Source organism: Parviterribacter kavangonensis (genome assembly GCF_056863335.1).
The window spans coordinates 876,385-898,329 of record NZ_JBXPJA010000002.1 but is presented as its reverse complement, the minus strand read 5'-3'; the positions used below and the strand labels follow the sequence as shown (position 1 = coordinate 898,329).

The 21,945-nt window shown below is 72.5% G+C and carries 12 protein-coding genes; 1 reads left to right on the top strand and 11 read right to left on the bottom strand.

Features of this window, described 5'->3' with window-relative positions:
* Positions 1–126: 126 nt before the first annotated feature.
* The 10 genes from AC1UE4_RS19825 to AC1UE4_RS19780 all read right to left on the bottom strand — a co-directional run bounded on the left by AC1UE4_RS19825 (position 127) and on the right by AC1UE4_RS19780 (position 19,012).
* A complete protein-coding gene (locus AC1UE4_RS19825) occupies positions 127–1,533 on the bottom strand; it encodes an FAD-binding oxidoreductase (protein WP_482919037.1) in 1,407 nt (468 codons plus the stop codon).
* Between the two features lie 36 nt (positions 1,534–1,569).
* Entirely contained in the window at positions 1,570–4,785 is a 3,216-nt protein-coding gene (locus AC1UE4_RS19820) for an ATP-binding protein (RefSeq protein WP_482919036.1), read from the bottom strand.
* Between the two features lie 31 nt (positions 4,786–4,816).
* Positions 4,817–6,748, bottom strand: coding sequence for an alpha-amylase family glycosyl hydrolase (locus tag AC1UE4_RS19815; RefSeq protein ID WP_482919035.1), 1,932 nt, complete (start codon positions 6,746–6,748; stop codon positions 4,817–4,819).
* On the bottom strand, positions 6,745–8,880 hold the full coding sequence (gene glgX, locus AC1UE4_RS19810) for a glycogen debranching protein GlgX (RefSeq protein WP_482919034.1): 2,136 nt from the start codon (positions 8,878–8,880) through the stop codon (positions 6,745–6,747). Before glgX ends, AC1UE4_RS19815 begins: the two co-directional genes overlap by 4 nt.
* Entirely contained in the window at positions 8,877–10,604 is a 1,728-nt protein-coding gene (gene treZ, locus AC1UE4_RS19805; RefSeq protein WP_482919033.1) for a malto-oligosyltrehalose trehalohydrolase, read from the bottom strand. Before treZ ends, glgX begins: the two co-directional genes overlap by 4 nt.
* Positions 10,605–11,113: 509 nt before the next feature.
* Complete coding sequence (locus AC1UE4_RS19800; protein ID WP_482919032.1) at positions 11,114–11,776, bottom strand: DUF459 domain-containing protein; 663 nt, start codon at positions 11,774–11,776, stop codon at positions 11,114–11,116.
* 17 nt (positions 11,777–11,793) lie between these two features.
* Positions 11,794–13,968 carry a 1,4-alpha-glucan branching protein GlgB gene (gene glgB / locus AC1UE4_RS19795; RefSeq protein ID WP_482919031.1) on the bottom strand — a complete coding sequence of 725 codons (2,175 nt, stop codon included), beginning with the start codon at positions 13,966–13,968 and terminating at the stop codon, positions 11,794–11,796.
* Positions 13,965–15,356 carry a maltokinase N-terminal cap-like domain-containing protein gene (locus AC1UE4_RS19790; RefSeq protein WP_482919030.1) on the bottom strand — a complete coding sequence of 464 codons (1,392 nt, stop codon included), beginning with the start codon at positions 15,354–15,356 and terminating at the stop codon, positions 13,965–13,967. Before AC1UE4_RS19790 ends, glgB begins: the two co-directional genes overlap by 4 nt.
* On the bottom strand, positions 15,357–17,072 hold the full coding sequence (gene treS, locus AC1UE4_RS19785; protein ID WP_482919057.1) for a maltose alpha-D-glucosyltransferase: 1,716 nt from the start codon (positions 17,070–17,072) through the stop codon (positions 15,357–15,359).
* Positions 17,069–19,012 carry an alpha-1,4-glucan--maltose-1-phosphate maltosyltransferase gene (locus tag AC1UE4_RS19780; protein WP_482919029.1) on the bottom strand — a complete coding sequence of 648 codons (1,944 nt, stop codon included), beginning with the start codon at positions 19,010–19,012 and terminating at the stop codon, positions 17,069–17,071. Before AC1UE4_RS19780 ends, treS begins: the two co-directional genes overlap by 4 nt.
* A gap of 109 nt (positions 19,013–19,121) precedes the next feature.
* Here AC1UE4_RS19780 and AC1UE4_RS19775 point away from each other — a divergent pair, with 109 nt between their 5' ends.
* A complete protein-coding gene (locus AC1UE4_RS19775) occupies positions 19,122–20,345 on the top strand; it encodes a 4-alpha-glucanotransferase (RefSeq protein ID WP_482919028.1) in 1,224 nt (407 codons plus the stop codon).
* Here AC1UE4_RS19775 and AC1UE4_RS19770 read toward each other — a convergent pair.
* A complete protein-coding gene (locus AC1UE4_RS19770) occupies positions 20,342–21,934 on the bottom strand; it encodes a choice-of-anchor Q domain-containing protein (RefSeq protein ID WP_482919027.1) in 1,593 nt (530 codons plus the stop codon). The two genes, AC1UE4_RS19775 and AC1UE4_RS19770, sit on opposite strands and share 4 nt — an antisense overlap.
* Positions 21,935–21,945 lie beyond the last annotated feature (11 nt).

Genomic DNA, 21,945 nt, shown 5'->3' with positions numbered 1-21,945 from the left:
CCCCCCCTCTCCTCTCCTCGCCCCCCCCCCCCCCCCCCCCCCCCCCCACCGCGCGGCGGCGTGGGGCGTCTTCGGTCTGCTGACCTCCGCCGCCACGGTCAGCGTCGTCGGCTGACCGCCTCCGGCCTACTCCGGGACGACGTTCTGGTTGAGGTGGAACAGGTTCGCCGGGTCGTAGCGTCGCTTGAGCCGCGTGAGCCGTTCGTAGTTCGCGTCGCCGTACGACGCGCGCAGACGGCTGTCGGCCGCGTCGCCCATGAAGTTCACGAACGACCCCGCCCGGCTGACCGGCGCGAGCGAGCCGATCGTGCGCCGCGCCCAGCGGACGTCGTCCTCGAACCCCTCGGGGTCCGGCCGGCGGGCGACGACGTTGACGACGAACTGCGCCGAGCGGTCGCCGAACGCGGCGTCCGCGCCGCCCCGGGCCATGGCGCCGCCGAGGTGCTGCACGTGGATCTCCGACATCGGCGACGTCACCCGCTCGTGCCGGAGGACGAGCTGGGCCAGCGCCGCGTCGTCGATCCGGTCGATGTACGCCGCGCGGAAGTAGTTCTGCACGCCGCGGGGGTAGAGCCCGTCGAGCAGCCCCTGAAGGCCCTCGTACGGCAGGACGCCGATGAGGTCGGCGACCGGGTCGCCGAGCGCCTTGAGCGGCGCGAGCGCCTCGTGCCCGGCCTCGTGCTCGCCGGCGTGCGCCACGACGACCGCCACGATCGGCTTGCCGTGCGCGGACTCGGGGAGGAACGGCGCCGGCGGCGCCGTCGTCAGGTTCACGAGCGTGCTCACGTCGTCGGGCAGCGTCTTCACCCAGTCGCGGTAGAACGCAAGGACCTCCTCGGCGCGGCGGCCGTCGAAGAAGATCGGGCCGCCGAGGACCATGGGCCCGACCGAGTGCAGGGCGAACTCGAGCGACGTGACGACGCCGAAGTTGCCGCCGCCGCCGCGCAGGCCCCACAGCAGCTCCGAGTTCTCGTCCTCGTCGCAGTGGACGTGCCGCCCATCCGCGGTGACGACGTCGGCGCCGATGAGGTTGTCGCAGGCGAGGCCGTGCTTGCGCACGAGCCAGCCGATCCCTCCGCCGAGCGTCAGCCCCGCCACGCCCGTCGACGAGATGAGCCCGCCCGTCGTCGCCAGCCCGAACGCCTGCGTCTCGTGGTCGAAGTCCGCCCACGTCGCGCCGCCCTCGGCGATGGCGGTGCGGCGGACGGGGTCGACGCGGACGGCGTTCATCGGCGACAGGTCGATGACGATGCCGCCGTCGGTGGTCGAGAAGCCCGGGATCGAGTGGCCGCCGCCGCGGACCGCGACGTCGAGGTGCTCGCTCGAGGCGAAGTCGACCGCGCGCATGACGTCGCCGACGCCGGCGCAGCGCACGATGAGCGCCGGGCGCGCGTCGTGGGCGCCGTTCCAGATCGCCCGCGCCTCGTCGTAGTCGGGGTCGCCCGGGCGGACGAGCCGCCCGCGCAGGCTCTGCTCCAGCTCGGCGAGCGTCGCGTCGCCGAACACGTGATGGGTGGTGGGTTCCGTGGCCATGGGCCTCGCTCCTCAGCGGTGGGATGAACGACGCGCTCAACGGTGGCGAGCCCGGCTTAGCGAGCTCTTAGCCAGAGCTTGCTCGACCTCGAGCGCCCGTTCGAGACCCCACCGATCGCCCAGCGCAGCGAGCCGGTCGCGGGCGCGTGCCAGCGCCGCCGCCGCCTCGGCCGGGTCGGCGGCGCGCAGCTCCGCGATCCGCAGATCCGTCCATCCAGCGCAGCGGAAGAGCCGCTGCTGCTCGGCGCGCACGCGGCTGTCCTCCAGCAGCCGCACCGCACGGTCCGTGTCGCCGGCATCGGCGGCGAGGTGCCCGAGGTTGAGGCGCATGCCCATCTGGCCGGGCGCGTCGTCGTGCTGCTCGAACTGCGCGAGCGCGTCGGCGATCAGCTGGCGGCCCGCCGCTTCGTCACCGGCTCGTGCGACCAGCATCCCGAGGCCGGCGAGCGCCATCCCGGTCCCGCGCCGGTCGCCCAGCTCACGCCGGAGCGCCAGCGCCTCCTCGAGGTGCGCGCGCCCCCGATCGACGTCGCCCAGCGCCGGCGCGAGGTTGCCCAGCCGGCTGAGCGCGAACGCGGCGCCCGCTCGATCCCCGACCGCGCGGAACTGCTCCAGGCTCTCGCAGAGCAGCACCTGGCTGCGGCGCCGGCGCCGCTGCGCCCGCGCGACGTCGGCCCGCGCCGCGAGCACGTACCCGATGCCGCGTTCCGCGTCGACCCGCCGGAACACCTGGACGGTCTCCTCGAGCAGCATCCGCGGCGCGCCGCCCGGCCCCTCCGGCGCGACGAAGAGCCCGTTCGTGTGCACGGGGAAGAACGCGTTCCCGCCCTCCGCGGGCAGCGCGCGGAGGTGGCCGAGGCTCTCGGTCAGCGCCGCGTCGGCCTCCGCGAACTCCCCGCGCGACAGCGCCAGCACGCCGACGGCGTGGAGGACCGCGGCGACGACCTCGCCGTCGCCGAGCGCTCCGGCCAGCGCGAAGCTCTCCGCGTACAGGCGCGCAGCGTGGTCGAGCTCGCCGCGCTGGTACTCGTAGATCCCGTGCTCGGCGAGCGCGTGGGCGACGGCGGTCCGGTCGCCGAGCCCGCGGAAGATCGCGACGCGCTCCGCACCGAGCGCGCCGATCCCGGCGGTCCGGCCGAGGCGGACGTCCAGGCCGCACTTCGCACGCAGCGCCTCCGCCCGCAGCTCCGTCGGGGCGGGCGCCGCCGCGATCGCCGCGTCGAGCCACCGGCTGCCCTCGGCGAAGTGCCCGCCCGCCATCCACATCGGCGCGACGCTCGTGGCGAGCGCCAGCGCGGCGGGCGGGTCGTGCAGCAGCGCCCAGTGCAGCGCCGCGCGCACGTTGTCGTGGTCGCGTTCGAGCACCGCCGGATGGTCCGGATCGGCCGTCCGCGCGGCGCGCAGGCACCACGCGAGATGGCGCGCGTCGAGTGCCGCCTCCTCCCCCGCCTCCGCCAGCCGCTCGCGCGCGAACTGGCGCATCGGCTCGAGCAGCCGGTAGCGATAGCCGCGGCCGCAGTCCTCGACGTTGACGAGCGACTTGTCGACCAGGCGCCCGAGCAGGTCCGCGACGTCGCGCTGCGGCAGGTCGGCGCCGGCCGGCACCCGCTCGGCCGCCTCCAGCGCGAACGTCCCGGCGAAGGGAGCGAGCCGGCGGAAGAGCACCTGCTCGGTCGCGGTCAGCAGGTCGTGGCTCCAAACGAGCGTCGCCCGAAGGGTCTGCTGGCGGTCCAGCGCGGAGTGCCGCCCAGCGGTGAGCACGGCGAGCGAGTCGTCGATGCGCTCGGCGATCTGGGCGGGCGAGAGCGCGTTGACCCGCGCGGCGGCGAGCTCCAGCGCCAGCGGCATCCCGTCGAGCCGGCGGCAGATGGTCGCGACGGCGTCCGCGTTGTCGGCGGTCAGCGCGAACCCGGTCTGCACGTCGCGGGCACGGTCGCGGAACAGCCGGACCGCCTCCGAGTCCGGGTGGTCGTCGCTCGGCAGCTCGAGCGACGGCACGCGCCAGGTGACCTCGCCGGAGGCGCGCAGCGGCTCGCGGCTCGTGGCGAGGATCCTCAGGCCCGGGCAGCTGCCGAGCAGCCGCTCGACCATGACGGCGGCGGACGCGAGCAGGTGCTCGCAGTTGTCGAGGACGAGCAGCGCGTCCCAGCCGGCCAGCTGCGCGACGAGGCCGTCGAGCGCAGGCCGCTGCGCCGGCGCCGTGAGGCCCAGCGCGGCGAGCGTCACGGTCGGCACCAGCGCCGCGTCCCGGAGCGCCGCGAGCTCGACGACCCACACGCCGTCGGGGTGGCCGGCGAGGCGCGCTCGCGCCGCCTCCACCGCGAGCCGCGTCTTGCCGGCGCCGCCCGCGCCCGTCAAGGTCACGAGCCGGTGGCTGTCGAGCAGCCGGCCGACCTCCCGCAGCTCGCGGCCGCGCCCCACGAAGCTCGTCAGCGCCGCGGTCAGGTTGCTCCGCGGCGGCGCGCCCTCGCGGTCGCGAGGCCCGCCGTCCGCCGGCTCGTCGCCGCCGCCCGTCAGGAGCGTGCGGTAGAGCGCCGCGGTCTGAGGGTCCGGCGCCGCGGCGAGCTCGTCGTCGAGCGCCCGCCGCAGCTGGTGGTACTGCGCGAGCGCCTGCTGGCGGTGGCCGTCCGCGGCATGCAACCGCATCAGCGCGCGGTGCGCCGGCTCGTGCAGCGGATCGGCCGCCACCGCCGCCTGCAGCGCGTCGACGGCGCCGGCCGGATCGCCGGCGCGCTCGTGCAGCGCGGCGACGTCGACGAGCAGCCGCAGGTGCGCTTCGGCGAGCTCGTTCCGCCGCGGGGCGACCCATGCCTCGAAGCGGTCCTCGGGCAGCAGCTCCCCGTGGTGGAGCCCCATCGCGGCGAGGTGGTCGCCGAGCGCGCCGGTCCCGTGCGCCCGCGCGACCGCGGCCTCGAAGGCGTCGACGTCGACCTCCACGGGGCCGTCGGGGCACAGCAGGACCATGCCTTCGCGCAAGGGGAGCACGCTCGCCGCGTCCGCGCCGGCCGCGGCCAGCGCCCGCCGCGCGACGTAGAGCGCCTGGTGGAGGTTGTTCGCCGCCGCCTCGGGCTCGCGCTCCGGCCACAGCAGGTCCATGACGCCTTCGCGGTGCAGCCGCCGCCCCGGCGAGAGCGCGAGGAGCTTGACCAGGCTCTTCGCCTTGCGCAGCCGCCACGCAGCGGCGGGCACCTCGGTGTCGCCCACGAAGGCGGCGAAGCTGCCGAACAGCCGGATCCGGAGCGCGGAGTCCATCGAGGCTCCGGGCCAGCGTACGACCCGCGTGTCAGCGCACGACGAACGCGTACGGGCGACCGCCAGTCAGGTCGCCGACGCGCACGGCCTTGCCCCACGGCACCTCGATGTGCGCCCCCCGGCCGGCCTCGCGCAGCACGACGACCACGAGCACCTCGCCGCCGCGCACGAACGCGCAGACGTCGTCGCCCGCGTCGACCGGTTCGTACGAACCGGTGAACGCGCTCGGTCGGTCGCGGCGGATCTGCAGCGCCTCGACGACGAGCGCGAGCTTCTCCGCGTCGCGGCTTCCGTCCGCCCCGCCGGAGCGGACCGCGTCGAGCATCTCGCGGCGGCGGTCCCAGTCGACGGCGCGGCGGTTGTCGGGATCGACGAGCGACAGCGTCACGAGCTCGTCGCCCTGGTAGATGTCGGGCACGCCGGGGACGGTGAGCTTCAGCGCGGTCTGGGCGAGCGCGGAGCGGTGTCCGGCCTCGGCGACCTTCTCGGCGAACTCCGAGAAGCCCGGCAGCGACGGGACCTCCAGGGCGAAGTCCGCGACCATCCGCTCGTAGTCCTCGTCGGGCTCGATCCAGTTCGAGCTCAGCTTGCCCTCGCGCAGCGCCTTCTCGAAGTAGCCGCGCACGCGGTCCTCCGCGATCGGGTGCGCGCCGAGCATCGTCTGGAAGACGAAGAGCTGCTCGTGCTCGGCCGGCACGCCGTCGCCCGTGCGCAGCCACGACCGCGCCAGCGACACGAACTCGTCGGCCATCTCCGACAGCGCGCCGATGCGGGCGCGCACGTCGCCCGACCGCTTCGTGTCGTGCGTCTGGGTGACGAGCAGGTTGCGCGGGAAGCGCTCGAGCCGCTCGCGGTTCGCGGCGTGGAACTGCTCGATCGTGATGCCGAACCGCGACGGGTCGCCGCCGACGTCGTTCAGCGCCAGCAGCCGCACGTGGCGATAGAACGCGGTGTCCTCGACGCCCTTCGCCATGACCGGCGGCGTCGTCTGCTGGAAGCGCGTGATCCACTCGCCGGGCTTGCCCTCGTAGAGGTCGGGATGGCCGGCGTGCTCGAGCGCCTCGCGGTCCTCGGGGGACGCGCCGCCGTCGTAGGTCCGGTACACCGGCAGGGACGAGAGCAGCTCCGGCGTCCCCTCGACCGGGTGGATCCGGTTCAGCCAGTCGACCTCGCGCGAGAACGTCCCGGTCGCCTGCTCGAGCTTCGCCGCCGCCGCCAGCTCGCCGAACGGCCGCGGGTCGAGCGACGTCAGCGCCTCCTCGCCGCGGCGGTCGACGAACAGCGCCTGCACGTCGTTGAGGAACTCGTAGCCGACGGTGCCGTCGACGGGCCAGCTGCGCAGGTGCTCGGGTGGGTGGGTCTCCAATCCGAGGATCTTCTCCACCCAGATGTGCTCGACGCCCGCGTCGGCCAGCTGCCGCAGGTAGCCCGCCGGATCCGCGAGCCCGTCGGGGTGGTCGATCCGCAGCCCGTCGACGAGTCCCTCGCGGACGAGGGCGAGCGCGAGCCGGTGCGTCTCCTCGAAGACCTCCGGGTCCTCCTGCCGCACGCCGGCGAGGTGGTCGATGTCGAAGAAGCGCCGGTAGAAGCCGGTCGGCTCCCCCGTGCGGTCGTCGATCTCGAGGTCGAAGAACTTGCGCCGCAGCTGCTCGTCGGCCCACCAGCGGTTGCGGTCGTCGGTGGCCATGTGGTTCGGGACGATGTCGAGCACGATCCCGAGCCCCGCCTCGCGGGCGGCGGTGACCAGCGCCTTGAACGCGGGCTCGCCCCCGAGCTCCTCGGAGATCGCCGTCGGGTCGACGACGTCGTAGCCGTGCGTCGAGCCGGTCCGCGCCTGGAACGACGGCGGCAGGTACAGGTGCGAGACGCCGAGGTCGGCGAGGTACGGCACGAGCTCGCGTGCCTCGGCGAAGCCGAGCCCCGGCCCCAGCTGGAGCCGGTAGGTGCAGCGCAGCTCCGTCACGCGATGCGCTTGAGGAGCAGGAGCGAACGCGACATGACGGCCACCGGGCCGCCCGCGTCCTGCTCCTTGCCGCGCTGGCGCTCCTCACGGTCGGCGGTCGTCAGGTCCACGACCCACCTCTTCCCATACCGGCCGTCCGGCAAGACGAAGTCGACGTCCTCGTGGTACGCGTTCAGCAGCAGCAGGAACGAGTCGTCGGCGATGTGCTCGCCGTACTTCGTCACCTCCTGCAGCTCCTCGCCGTTGATGAAGACGCCGAGCGCGTAGGCGTCCTCGCGCTCCCAGTCGGCCTGCGACATCGCCTCGCCGTCGGGGCGGAACCACCAGACGTCGGGCAGGCCGCTGCCCTCGATCTCCTCGCCGCGCAGGAAGCGCGTGCGGCGGAAGACCGGGTGCTCGCGGCGCAGCGCGATGAGCCGCCGGGTGAAGCCGAGGATGTCCTCGTGCTGATCGGGCAGCGACCAGTCGAACCACGAGATGTCGCTGTCCTGGCACCACGCGTTGTTGTTGCCGCCCTGCGTCCGGCCCATCTCGTCGCCGCCGAGCAGCATCGGCGTGCCCATCGAGAGGAACAGCGTCGCCAGGAAGTTGCGCTGCTGGCGGGCGCGCAGCGTGAGGATGTTGTGGTCCTCCGTGTCGCCCTCCTCGCCGCAGTTCCAGGACCGGTTGTCGTCGGTCCCGTCGCGGTTGTCCTCCTTGTTGGCCTCGTTGTGCTTGCCGTTGTAGGAGACGAGGTCGCGCAGCGTGAAGCCGTCGTGGGCGGTGACGAAGTTGATCGAGGCGAACGGGGTGCGGCCGTCGTCCTCGTAGAGGTCGCTCGACCCCGTGAAGCGCGCCGCGAAGTCGGCGACCGGCGCGTGCCCGCGCCAGAAGTCGCGCACCGCGTCGCGGTACATCCCGTTCCACTCCGTCCACAGCACCGGGAAGTTGCCGACCTGGTAGCCGCCGGGCCCCACGTCCCAGGGCTCGGCGATGAGCTTGACCTGCGACAGCACCGGGTCCTGGTGGATGACGTCGAAGAACGCGCTCAGGCGGTCGACGTCGTAGAGCTCGCGCGCCAGCGCGCTCGCCAGGTCGAAGCGGAAGCCGTCGACGTGGCACTCGGTGACGAAGTAGCGCAGCGAGTCCATGATCAGCCGCAGCACGCTCGGCACGCGGGCGTCGAGCGTGTTGCCCGTGCCCGTGTAGTCCATGTAGTGGCGCAGGTCGTCGGGGACGAGCCGGTAGTACGAGCGGTTGTCGACGCCCTTGAACGACAGCATCGGGCCGAGGTGGTTGCCCTCCGCGGTGTGGTTGTAGACCACGTCGAGGATCACCTCGATGCCGGCGCGATGCAGCGCCTTGACCATGCCCTTGAACTCGCGGACCTGCTCGCCGCGCGTGCCCGTCGCCGCGTAGCCGGCGTGCGGCGCGAGGTAGCCGATCGACGAGTAGCCCCAGTAGTTCGTGAGGCCCTTGTCGTGCAGGAACTCCTCGTCGGCGATGTGGTGGATCGGCAGCAGCTCGACCGCGGTGACGCCGAGGTCGAGCAGGTGCTGGATCGCCTCGGGCGACGCGAGGCCGGCGTACGTGCCGCGCAGGTCCTCGCGCACGTGCGGGTGGAGCTTCGTGAAGCCCTTGACGTGGACCTCGTAGATGACGGTCTCCGACCACGGCCGGTTCAGCCGCTCGTCGCCCTCCCAGTCGAAGCCCTGGTCGACGACGACGGACTTCGGGATCGCCGGCGCGCTGTCGCCTTCGCGGTCCGGGTCGAGGTCGGCGTCGCCGAGGTCCTCTCCTTCGAGCGGGACGTACGGCAGCGCGTTCGCCTTGTCCCACTCGATCGGGCCCTCGATCGCCTTCGCGTACGGGTCGATGAGCAGCTTCGCCGGGTTGAAGCGGTGCCCCTCGTGCGGCTCGTACGGGCCGTGCACGCGGTAGCCGTAGCGGCAGCCCGGGCCCACGCCGGGCAGGTAGCAGTGCCAGTTGTGCGCGGTCTGGCGCTGGACCTCGATCCGCTCCTCCCCGTCGTCGCCGTCGAAGAGGCAGAGCTCGACCTTCGTGGCGTTCTCGCTGAACAGCGAGAAGTTCGTGCCGCTGCCGTCCCACGTCGCGCCGAGCGGGAACGGCCGGCCGGGCCAGACCTCCCTCATCGGACGAGGGCGCCGGCCAGCGGCGGGAGGATCGCGTGCCCGTCCTCCAGACGGGCGCCGTCGTGGGTGGCGAGGACCAGCGTTCCGCCCCGCACCGGGACGCGCCGCTCCTCGCGCGCGAAGTTGCAGGCCAGCTCGGCGCCGCCGCGCGTGACGCGCAGCCAGCGGGCGTCCTCGTCGAACGCCGCGTCCTCGGTCTCCGCCCGGCCGAGCTCTGCGCGCGCGGCCAGCAGGTTCCCGTACAGGGCCCGGATCTGCGGGTCGACCTGCCGCGTGAGCTTCGAGCGCTCGAACGTGGCGGGGTCCTGCGGGTCGGGCACCTGCTCGCTGAACGAGGCGAACTGCGCGAACTCCCGCAGCCGGCCGTCGCGGGTCGCCTCCGCGATCTCCTCGTCGATGTGGTCGGAGAAGAACTGGAACGGCGCCGGCTCGCCGTGCTCCTCTCCCTGGAACAGCATGGGGGTGAACGGGGACAAGAGGACGCAGAAGCTAGCGAGCGGCTGCACGTCGGGCGGGAGCCGGTCGCCGAACGCGCGGTTGCCGACGTGGTCGTGGTTCTGCGTGAAGACGACGAACTGCCGCGGGTGCCGGTCGGGTGCCGGCGCGCCGTACCGGCGGCGGCGGTGCGGCGACCACGTGCCGTCGAAGACGTACGGCCGGCGGAACGCCTTCGCGAGCTGCGCGACCTCGCCGAACTCGCCGTAGTAGCCCTCGCGGTCGTCCGTCAGGAGCACGCGCAGCGCGTGGTGGAAGTCGTCGGCCCACTGGGCATCGTGGCCGAAGCCGCCCATCGCCGCGGGGCGGATGACCATCGGGTCGTTGAGCGCCGACTCGGCGATGACCACGGCACGCGGGTTCGCGGCGTGCACGCGCGCCGCCAGCTCGGTCAGCACGTGCAGCGCGCCGTCGTCGCGAATGGCGTGGATCGCGTCGAGCCGCAGCCCGTCGACGCCCATCTCCCCGACCCAGAAGCACGCGCTGCCGATCGTCCACTGGCGGACGGGGTCGCAGTCCTCGTCGTCGTAGTTGATCGCCTTGCCCCAGAACGTCTCGTGCTTGTCGGTGAAGTAGGGCCCGAAGGCCTCCATCGCCGCCACGCCCGAGGCGCCGAGGTGGTTGTAGACGACGTCGAGCACGACGGCGAGCCCCACGTCGTGCGCGGCGTCGATGAAACGCTTGAACGCCTCCGGCCCGCCGTAGGCGCTGTGCGCCGCCGAGAGGTAGACGCCGTCGTAGCCCCAGCCGTGCCGGCCGGGGAACTCGGCGACCGGCATGACCTCGACGGCGGTGACGCCGAGCTCCTTCAGCTCCTGCAGGTGCTCGATCGCCGCGTCGAACGTGCCCTCCCGTGTGAACGTGCCGACGTGCAGCTCGTAGAGGACGGCGTCGTCGAGGTCGAGGCCGGGCCCCGGCCCGGCGGTCGGCCCGACGTCGAGCACCCGCGACGGTCCTCGCAGCCCGTCCGGCTGCCACCGCGACGACGGGTCGGGCAGCTCGCGCTCGTCGTCGACCAGGAACGCGTAGTCGTCGCCGGCCCGACCGGGGACGACGGCCTCGTAGACGCCGAAGCCGACGGGCGTGAGCGGATGCTCGGTGCCGGCGAGCCGCAGCCGCGGAGCCTCCGCCCGCGGCGCCCACACACGCACCTCGACGGTCCCGTCGTCGCGGGGGAACGCCCCGAACGGGCGATCGAAGGGCAGGGGCTCTCGAGGCGGCACGACCATCCGGGGTGCCCGACCGCCCGCCTGCCTACACGCGACCGCCCCGATCTGTGTCCCGCGGCGGCCCGGGTCTTCCTCAGATCCGCCGTCTCCCGGCGCGGAGACCCGCCCCCTCACCTTCGTCGCTCGCGGTCGCGGGGGCGACGAAGGGGTGCTTCCGCGGTTGTGGTCGTGCGGTCCGTCGTCCGCGCGCCAGTGGGGTCAGCAACGTGCCACACCGCCCATCCGCACCGTCGTGCGGTTCGTTCGCGTCGCGCCCAGTGCGCCCCGGGCCCCAGCCGTCCCGGGCCCGGGCGTGTGCTCCCGGGGACGGTTTCGCGGCCGAAGGAAACGTGCACCGCCGCCCCCGCGGACGATCGCCGTGCACGAAACCTTCGCTATGCGAACGAAACGTGCACCGCGGCTGTTTCAGGGCATCGCGGTGCACGAACCTTTCGCTATGCGATCGAAACGTGCACCGTCCCCGCGAAATCGAGAGGCGGTGCACGAACGTTCCGCTCTCTCGGAGACGTCTACGACGGAGGCGGGGCGGGACTTCCGAGCACGCCGTCGCGGGTGAGGCGGGCGCGGATGACGCGGGCGGCGATCCGGCGGCCGTCGCGGCCGAGGTGGACGCCGTCGAGCTGCCGGAGGACGAGGCGGCGGCCGGCGTACGTGGCCGTGCGGCGGTAGCGGCCGTGGGGCGTGATGGCCGGGCGCAGGTCGATGACGCCGGGGCCCTCGGCACGGATCAGCGCGCGGTTGACGGCCGCGTTGAACCGCGCGAGCCCGCGGTCGGCCGGGCGCGGGAGCGTGAGCCAGTAGACCTGCGCGGCGCCGCCGCGCGCGTACGCCGCGTCCATCGTGCGCACGCGGTCGGCGTACGCCTCCACCCACGCGCGCGAGCAGCAGCCGACGAGCCGACCGCCGGCGCGCAGCGGGTAGATGTCGCCCGCGCCGATCGAGACGACCGTCGCGCGCGGCGCGATCGTCTTCGCCTGCAGCCGGGCCATCGTCACCCATCCGAAGACGAACGACTTCGTCACGCCCGTCCCCGGCCACGACTCCACCTTCACCGCCGCCGGCGCCAGCGCGTTCGCCACCACCGGCGCCATGACGTACATCGTCGAGTCGCCCGTCAGGAGGATCGGCCCGTCGTCCGCCCGCGCGCCGCCCGGCGCCGCGCATGCCGCCACCGCGACGGCGACCGCGATCAGTCGGGCACGAGGTACACGACGCCCAGCGGCGGGATCGTGAGCTCGGCGGACTGGGGTTGGTTGTGCCATGGGACGTCCTGGGTCTCCACGCCGCCGTAGTTGCCGACGTTGCCGCCGCCGTAGCACTCGGCGTCGGTGTTGAGCGCCTCACGCCAGCGGCCCGCGCGGGGAAGGCCGAGACGGTAGCCCTCGCGCGGCACCGGCGAGAGGTTCATGACGCACACGACGATCCCCTGGCCGTCCTTGCCGACCCGGGCGAACGCGAAGACGTTGTTGTCGGCGTCGTTGGGCTCGAGCCACCAGAACGCCTCGTGGTCGAAGTCGCGCTCCCACAGCGCGGGGATGTCGCGGTAGACGCGGTTGAGGTCGCGGACGAGCGACTGCACTCCGAGATGGCCCTCGTTCTCGAGCAGATGCCAGTCCAGCGACTGGCCGAACTGCCACTCCTGCTCCTGCGCGAACTCGCCGCCCTGGAAGAGCAGCTTCTTGCCGGGGTGCGCCCACATGAAGCCGTACAGCGAGCGGAGGTTCGCCAGCTGCTGCCAGCGGTCGCCCGGCATCTTCTGCAGCAGCGAGCCCTTGCCGTGCACGACCTCGTCATGCGACAGCGGCAGCACGAAGTTCTCCGTGAAGGCGTAGACGAGGCTGAACGTCAGCTGGTGGTGGCTGTACTTCCGGTAGACGGGGTCCTTCTGGAAGTACTCCAGCGTGTCGTGCATCCAGCCCATGTTCCACTTGAAGCCGAAGCCCAGGCCGCCGAGGTGGACCGGCCGCGACACGCCCGGCCACGCCGTCGACTCCTCCGCCACGGACGCGATCCCGGGCTCGCGGGCGTGGAGCAGCTCGTTCATCTCCTTGAGGAACTCGACCGCCTCGAGGTTCTCCCGCCCGCCGTGCACGTTCGGGACCCACTCGCCCTCCTTGCGCGAGTAGTCGAGGTAGAGCATCGACGCGACGGCATCGACGCGCAGCCCGTCGGCGTGGTACTCGGCCGACCAGTAGAGCGCGTTGGCGAGCAGGAAGTTCTTGACCTCGTGCCGGCCGAAGTTGAAGACGAGCGTGCCCCAGTCGGGGTGTGCGCCCTGGCGCGGGTCCTCGTGCTCGAACAGCGCGGTGCCGTCGAAGCGCGCGAGCGCGAACTCGTCGCGCGGGAAGTGCGCGGGCACCCAGTCGAGCAGGACGCCGATCCCGCGCTGGTGCATCGTGTCGACGAAGCGCTTGAAGTCGTCGGGGTCGCCGAACCGCGGCGTGGGCGCGTAGTAGCCGGTGACCTGGTAGCCCCACGAGCCGGGGAACGGGTGGGCCATGATCGGCATGAGCTCGACGTGCGTGAAGCCCAGGTCGACGACGTAGTCGGCGAGCTGGTCGGCGAGCTCGCCGTACGAGAGCAGCCGGTCCGGCTCGGACGGGTCGCGCCGCCACGAGCCGAGGTGCACCTCGTAGACGCTCATCGGCTGGTCCCACGGGCCGTGCGCGCGGCGCTGCTCGAGCCACGCGTCGTCGCCCCACTCGTAGGTCGACCGGTAGACGACCGACGCCGTCTCCGGCGGCATCTCCGTGGCGAACGCGAACGGGTCCGCGCGCAGCTGGAGGTCGCCCGCCGGCGTGCGGATCTCGTACTTGTAGCGCTGGCCCGTCGCCACGCCGGGGACGAACAGCTCCCAGATCCCGGACGGGCCCATCGACCGCATCGGGTGCAGCCGGCCGTCCCAGCCGTTGAAGTCGCCGACGACGCTGACCGAGCGCGCGGCCGGCGCCCAGACGGCGAACGACGTGCCGGTGACGCCGTCGACCTCGCGCACGTGCGCGCCGAGCGTCTCGTAGAGCTCCTGGTGGCGGCCCTCGCCGACGAGGTGGAGGTCGAGCTCGCCGATGGTGGGCGCGAAGCGGTACGGGTCCTGGACCGGGAACGACCCGCCGTCCGGGTAGTCGACCTGCAGCTCGTAGTCGAGCGGCAGCGAGACGCCGTCGATCTCGCCCTCGAAGATCCCGTCGGCGGCCTTGGCCTGGTGCAGCTCGACGGGCGCGCCGCCGCCCGCGACGTGGACGAGCACGCGCTCGGCTCCGGGCCGGTAGGCGCGCACGACGGCGCCCCCGTTGTGCGGGTGGGCGCCGAGGAAGGCGTGGGGCTCGGCGTGGTCGCGGGAGATGATGCGTTCGGCGTCGGTCATGTGGTGGCGCCCTCCAGGATCCGGGCGATGCCTGCGACCGGGATGCGTACCCAGTCCGGCCGGTTGTTCAGCTCGTAGCGCAGCTCGTAGACCGCCTTCTCGAGCTCGAAGATCGCGAGCATCCGCTCGACGTTGGCCTGCCCGTGCGGCAGCAGGCGCGAGTCGACGGTCGCCATGTAGGCGTCGAGGAACGCGGACCGCGCACGGTCCTCCCAGCCCTCGGGCGCAGGGACGCCGCGCTGCAGCTCGGTCGCCGACGCGGCGTACGCGAACGACCGCAGCATGCCCGCGACGTCGCGCAGCGGCGAGCGCTTCTGCCGCCGCTGCGGCAGCGTCCGCGCGGGCTCGCCCTCGAAGTCGAGGATCACCCAGCCGCGCTCGCTCAGCAGGCACTGGCCGAGGTGGAAGTCGCCGTGCGTGCGGATGACGCGCCCGCCGGCGGCAGCATGAGCCAGGCCGCGCAGCTGCTCGCGCACCTCCTGCCCGCGGCCGGCGATCGGCTCCAGCGACTCATCGTTCTCGGGCAGGTCGCGGAAGATCCGCTCGATGTCCTCGTCGACGGTGGCGAGCAGCAGCGACAGGAACTCGGCGCTCGGCTCCTCGGGCGCGAACGTCGGGTCGGAGGGGTCGGCTCCGAGGACGCTGTGCAGCTCGGCCGTGATCTCGCCCAGGCGGCCCAGCTCGCCGAGGAACGCCTCGCCGCCGTCGTCGCCGAAGGCGTCGAGCACGAGCTCCCACCCGTCGCGGCCGCCGGACAGGAACTCCTGCATGACGCCGACGGTCGCGTCGACCAGGCGGCCCGTGTGCTGGTACCAGCCGGCGAGGCGCGCGATGTGCTCGAAGCCGTGCTCGGTGAGGAACCGGAGCATCTCGAGCTCCGGGTTCGGGCCCGGCTCGATGCGCCGGTAGATCTTCATGATCAGCCGGTCGCCGAAGACGATCGACGAGTTGGACTGCTCGACGCCGACCGGGCGCACGTCGCCGAGATCGGCGGTCTCGGGCAGCGCCTCGCTAGAGGAGAACGTCCACGCGCCCTCGCCGTGCTCGAGCACGGTCCCCTCGCGCATCGCGGCGGCGAGCCGCAGCGAGCACGCCGGGTCGATGGCGCCGTCGTACATGACGCGGTCGCCGACGGTCGCGATGACGCCCTCCGACCAGCCCTCGTCGACGTGGCGGAACCCGAGCGGCAGGTGGTACAGCTCGTGCGTGCCGGCCTGGAAGCGGACTTCGACGAGCGCGAGGCCCAGCTGCGGCTCGGGATCGAGCTCCAGCGGCATCGTCTCCAGCAGGTTCACCGACGCGACCTCGCGCGACTTCGACGCGAACCAGCGCTGGTCCACGAGCCAGGCGCGCAGCGCCTCGGGTTCGACGGCCGGCAGGGTCGTCATCTAGTCCCCTCCCTCCGGCTTCTCGAGCAGGAACCAGTAGAAGCCGCGCGGCGCCAGCGTCAGCAGGTACGGCAGCTGGCCGATGCGCGGGAAGCGCGTGCGTCCGAACATCTCGATGGGTTGGTACCCGTCGTACCACGAGAGATCCAGCTCGACTGCCTGCGCGGACGCCGCGAGGTTGTGCACGCACAGCGCGACGTCGTCCTCGTACGTGCGGATGTGGGCGAAGATCCGGTGGTTCTCCGGGACGAGCGCCTCGAAGCTGCCGAGGCCGAACACCGGGTGCTCCTTGCGCAGCGCGATGAGCCGGCGCATCCAGCGCAGCAGCGACGTCGGCGTGCGCAGCTGGGCCTCCACGTTGACCGCCTGGTAGCCGTAGACCGGGTCCATGAGCGGCGGCGCGTAGAGCTGCGCGAAGTCCGCGCGGCTGAAGCCGCCGTTTCGGTCCCCCGTCCACTGCATCGGCGTGCGCACGCCGTCGCGGTCGCCGAGGTAGACGTTGTCGCCCATCGCGATCTCGTCGCCGTAGTAGAGGACCGGCGAGCCGCGGAGGCTGAAGAGGATCGCGTGCATGAGCTCGATCTCGTCGCGGCCGCCCTCCAGCAGCGGCGCGAGCCGCCGCCGGATGCCGACGTTGATCTTCATGCGCGGGTCCTTCGCGTACTCCGCGTACATGTAGTCGCGCTCCTCGTCGGTGACCATCTCGAGCGTCAGCTCGTCGTGGTTGCGCAGGAAGAGGCCCCACTGGCAGTTCTGCGGGATGTGCGGCGTCTGGCGGAGGATCTCGAGCATCGGCGTGGCCTCCTCGCGGCGCAGCGCCATGAACATGCGCGGCATCACCGGGAAGTGGAACGCCATGTGGCACTCGTCGCCGTCGCCGAAGTAGTCGACGACGTCGGCCGGCCACTGGTTCGCCTCGGCGAGCAGGACGCGATCGGGGTACTCCTCGTCGACCGTCGCGCGGACCTTCTTCAGGAACACGTGCGTCTCGTCGAGGTTCTCGCAGTTCGTCCCCTCGCGCTCGTACAGGTACGGGACGGCGTCGAGGCGGAAGCCGTCGAGGCCGAGGTCGAGCCAGAAGCGCAGCGCCTCGAGCATCGCCTCGTGGACGGCCGGGTTGTCGTAGTTGAGGTCCGGCTGGTGGCTGAAGAAGCGGTGCCAGTAGTAGGCGCCGGCCTCCTCGTCCCACGTCCAGTTCGACGTCTCCGTGTCGGTGAAGATGATCCGCGCGTCCTCGTACTTGTGCACGGTGTCCGACCACACGTACCAGTCGCGTTCCGGGCTGCCCGCCGGCGCCTTGCGCGCGCGCTGGAACCACGGGTGGTCGCTCGACGTGTGGTTCATGACGAGGTCGGCGATGACACGTAGGCCGCGCTCGTGCGCCGCCTGGATGAACTCGCGGACGTCGTCGATCGTCCCGTAGTCCGGGTGGATGTCCGTGTAGTCGGCGATGTCGTAGCCGCCGTCGCGCAGCGGCGACTTGTACATCGGCAGCAGCCAGATGCAGTCGATGCCGAGCCACTGCAGGTAGTCCAGCTTCTCGATCAGGCCGCGGAAGTCGCCCGACCCGTCGCCGTTGCCGTCGAAGAAGCCGCGCAGGTGGATCTCGTAGAAGACCGCCGTCTTGAACCAGTTCGGCTCGGCCTCGAACCAGTGGCCGGGCTGAGCCGCGGCGGCCTGCACCGCCGGAGCATCGATCTGGTCGGTCACGTTCAGGGGCCCTCGATCCGGAAGATGTGCGCCTGCTTCATCGGCGGCTCGAGCCGCACGTAGTTGCCGCCGACGTGCCACCCGAAGCGGTCGTCGCTGAGGAGGTCGTGCGCGACGAACGCGAAGGGCAGTCCGAGGTTGTCGGGCACGTCGATCATCCCCTCCTGCGCGTTGTGCGGATCGAGGTTCACGACGCAGATGACCGTGTTGCCGTGCGCGCGCTTGGCGTAGGCGATGAGGCCGTCGTTGTGCGTGTCGAGGAAGGTGATGTTGTCGAGGTAGTGCAGAGCGGGGTTGCTGCGCCGGATCTCGTTGACCGTGCGCACGAACGGCAAGAGCGGCCCGTCGAGCTCGCGCTGCTTGGCCTCGTACTTCTCCGAGTCGAGGTACTCCTCCGAGCCGGGCTTGACCGGCACGTTCTCGAAGTGCTCGTACCCCGAGTAGATCCCGTAGGTCGGGCTGAGCGTCGCCGCGAGCACGAGCCGTGTCGCGAACGCCGGGGGCCCGCCGTGCTGGAGGTACTCGTGGAGGATGTCCGGCGTGTTGGCGAAGAGGTTCGGCCGCACCGTCTCGCGCTGGATCGGGGTGAGCAGCTCGCCGATGAACTGCTCGAGCTCCCACCGCGAGTTCTTCCACGTGAAGTAGGTGTAGGACTGCGTGAAGCCCGCCTTCGCGAGGCCGACGAGCCGCGCACGCCGCGTGAACGCCTCGGCCAGGAAGATGACGTCCGGGAAGTCGGCGGTGATCTCCCTGATCAGCCACTCCCAGAAGCCGAGCGCCTTCGTGTGCGGGTTGTCGACGCGGAACACGCGGACGCCGTGGTCGACCCAGTGGCGGACGACGTCGTACAGCGCCGCCCACAGGCCCTTCCAGTCGTCCGTGTCCCAGTTGACGTTGTAGATGTCCTGGTAGCGCTTGGGCGGGTTCTCCGCGTACTTGAGCGTCCCGTCCGGGCGGCGGTTGAACCAGTCCGGGTGGTCCTTCAGCCACGGATGGTCGGGGGAGCACTGGATCGCGAAGTCGAGCGCGATGTCCATGTCGAGCTCCTTCGCCCGCGCCGTGAGGCGGTCGAAGTCCTCGAGCGTCCCGAGCTCCGCGTGGATCGCGTCGTGCCCGCCGGTCTCGTCGCCGATCGCCCACGGGCTGCCGGGATCGTCCGGACCCGCGACGAGCGCGTTGTTGCGGCCCTTGCGGTTGCGGTGGCCGATCGGGTGGATCGGCGGCAGGTAGATGACGTCGAAGCCGAGCTCCTTGAGCGCGGGCAGCTGCTCCTCCACGCCTTGGAAGCCGCCCCAGCTTCGCGGGAAGAGCTCGTACCAGGCGCTGAAGCGCGCGCGCTCGCGATCGACGATGAGCTCGAGCGGCTTGGCCAGCTCGCCCTTGCCCTCGCGATCCGGCCAGCGCTCCACCGCGCCGATCAGCTGGGCGTCGAGCGCGACGGCGTGCTTCTCGTGCTGCGCGACGTCGTCGCTGCGCAGCTGCTCGAGCGCGTTCTCGATGAGCCGCTTGTCGGCCGCGTCCTTGACGCGCGGCAGCGCGTGCTCGAGCAGCTGGACGCCCTCGAGCACCTCGGAGGTCAGCTCCTCCTGGCCGGCGGCGACCTTGCGGGCGAGCTCGTCGGCCCAGGTCGCGAAGACGTCGGTCCACGCCTCGATCGTGTACTGCCAGCGGCCGATGCGGTCCAGGCGGAACGTCGCCGCCCAGCGGTCGCCGTCCTCGTGGGCGTCGACGCGGTGCATCGGCGCGCGCGACCACTGGCGGTCGTGGGGCGCCTTGTAGCGGACGTCGGCGCGGAGCAGGTCGTGGCCGTCACGCCAGACGTCGGCGGAGACCTCGAGCGTGTCGCCGATCACCCGCTTGGCGGGGAACCGGCCGCAATCGATCACCGGCCACGGGTTCTCGATCCGGATCCGTGGCGGTGCGGACTTGAAGGAGGGGACGGGCACTCTTCGGTTCCCCCTCTCCGGTTGACCGCCGGGCATAACGCGATTTCTACGTCGCTCCGCTTCGTGGTCACCTTTTCGCAACCTTTACTGGCGGGCATGCTGGTTCGCCGTGCCCCTTCCGCGCACCGCCGGCGTCCAGCTGCATCCGACCTCCCTGCCGTCCGGCCGGCTGGGCCCGGAGGCGTACGCGTTCGTCGACTGGCTCGTCGAGGCGGGGCAGTCGTGGTGGCAGATGCTGCCGCTCGGGCCGCCGGACGAGCATCGCTCGCCGTACAAGGCGCACTCGGCCTTCGCGGCGTGGCCGGGGCTGCTCTCCGACCGGGACGCTCCCGTCTCGCCGTCGGAGGAGCGGGCGTTCGTCGAGCGCGAGGCGGCGTGGATCTCCGACTGGGCCGCCTACGCCGGCGACGACGCGATCGCCGACCAGGTGCGCTTCGACCGCGAGTGGGGCGCGCTGCGCCGGTACGCGAACGAGCGCGGCGTCCGGCTGATCGGCGACATCCCGATCTACATCGCGCCGGGGTCGGCCGACCACGTCGCGCACCCGGAGCTGTTCCGCGACGGCATCGTCGCGGGCGCGCCGCCGGACGCCTACAGCGACGAGGGCCAGCTGTGGGGGAACCCGATCTACGACTGGCCGGCGCTGCGGCGGCGCGGCTACCGCTGGTGGATCGAGCGCTTCGCCCGCAACGCGGAGCTCTTCGACCTCTCGCGCATCGACCACTTCCGCGGGTTCGTCGCGTACTGGGGCGTCCCGGCCGATGCGGAGACCGCGCGCGAGGGGACGTGGAAGCGCGGCCCGGGACGCGCGCCGTTCGACGCCGCGCGAGCGGCGCTGGGCGCGCTGCCGTTCATCGCGGAGGATCTCGGCGTGATCACGCCGCCGGTCGACGCGCTGCGCGACGCGCTCGGCCTGCCGGGGATGGTCGTCATGCAGTTCGGGTTCGACCCGGACCCGAAGAGCGTTCACCGCATCGAGAACCACGCCGAGGACCGCGTCGCGTACACCGGCACGCACGACGCCGACACCCTGCGCGGGTGGTACGAGTCGCTCGACGCCGAGCGGCTCGCGCGCGTGGAGGCGACGCTGGCCGACCGCGGCCTCACCGGCGACGCCCCGTGGTGGGAGCTCCTGCGCCTCACCTTCTCCTCCCCCGCCCGCCTGGCGATGGTCCAGGCGCAGGACGTCCTCGAGCTCGGCTCCGAGGGCCGCATGAACGTCCCGGGCCGCGAGGGCGGCAACTGGGGCTGGCGCCTCTCCGAGGGCCAGCTCACCGCAGAGCACGCGCGCAAGCTCCGCGCGGCGACCGAAGAAGCCGGCCGGCTGCCCTAGCCGCGGCGCTTCTTGCGCGGCTTGCGGTCGAGCGTCACGCCGACCTTCCGGCCGAGCGCGACCTTCGAGCCGGCCTTGACGGTCTGGCTCTTCACGACCAGCTTGGATCGCTTCAGCCGCTTCGCGCGCTTCGTCGTCCTCACCTTGCCGAGCTTGCAACCGGCCTTCGTCAGCGCCTTGCGCGCCGCCGCGAGCGTCTTGCCCTTCAGCCGCGGGACCGTGCACCTCTTCGTCGCGGGCGTGACGGGCGGGGGCTGCGTGGCGGGCGGCGTGGTCGTGGTCGCCGGCGGCGTCGCCGGGGGCTGCTCGGTGACGACGGGCGGGTCGGGCGAGTCGTACTCGAACGCACCCATGTCCGGCGCCGCGCCGTCGGGCCGCGCGCGGCCGTCGAAGTCGGTGGTCCCGCCCGGCACCGCCGCACCGGCGTCGATCGCGGGCGAGCCGCTCTGCAGGTGGAGGTCGCTCGCGCTGACGAAGAGCGGATCGCCGCTCTGGTTGCCGCCCTTGTCCGTCACGCCGTCGCCGGCCGACGGCCGGTAGTTCGTGTGATCGGCCTCGAGGATGCCGCCCGCGCACGGCATCGTGAAGCCGGGCCCGCACGACGGCGCGCCCCCGGCATCGGCCTGGATGTCGCGCCCGACGGCGCGGACGATGCTGTTGGTGACCGTCGCGCGGCCGGGGGGCGACACGAAGACCTCCGCGGACACGCGCATCCCGGTCGAGGTGCTGCCGGTCATGACCATCGTCACGCCCCGCACGGTCATGGTGCCGCCCCCGTAGATGCCGACGGCGTTGTTGACGGCGCTCGTCATCACCGAGTCCTCGATGAGCGCCGTCCCGCCGCTGCTGAGGAAGGAGACGGCGTTCGACAGGCGCGCATGCCGGAGGACGAACGAGGGCGATGAGTTGATGATCAGGGCTCCGCCCACCCCTGTGCCGGTGAGGTCGGCGCCGTCGATCGTCGTCGTCCCCGTCGCGCTGATGAACGACGCCCCGGTTCCGGTGACGCCGCGGAGCGTCGCCGTCGCCCCCGCCCACACCTGCGCGCAGACGGCAGCCGACTGCGGGGCGAGCACGAGCCCCGTCGCGGTGACCTTGCCGTAGACGTTCATGCACGTCGCGCTGCCCTGCACGCGGACGTCCTCGAGCGCCACGCTGCCGGCGCCCGCGGCGCCGGAGGTCCCGATGCGCAGCGCCTCGGAGCCCGCGTCGCCCTGCCGCACGTCGACGTGCCGGAGCGTCGTGCCGGTGACGCTCGACTGCAGCCAGAACGTGTAGGAGCCCGGCGACGTGTTCGTGATGACCGGCCGCGCGCCGTCGGGGGCGCCGAAGATCGTCACGTTCGACTTGCCGCCGAAGGTCAGCTGCTCGTTGTAGGTGCCGGGCTGGATCCGGACGGTGTCGCCGCTGGCGGCAGCGGTCAACGCGGCGGCGATGGTCGTCTTCTTGTGGGTCGCGTCGAACGCCGCCGGGCACGGCGAGGCAGGAGCCGCGCCGTTCTGCGCGCACCAGTCGGCCCCTTGGGCGGTCGCCGGCACGGCGATCGAGGCCCCCGCGACGGCGAGGATGAGGGCCGCTCTTCGATGCATCGGCCGATCCT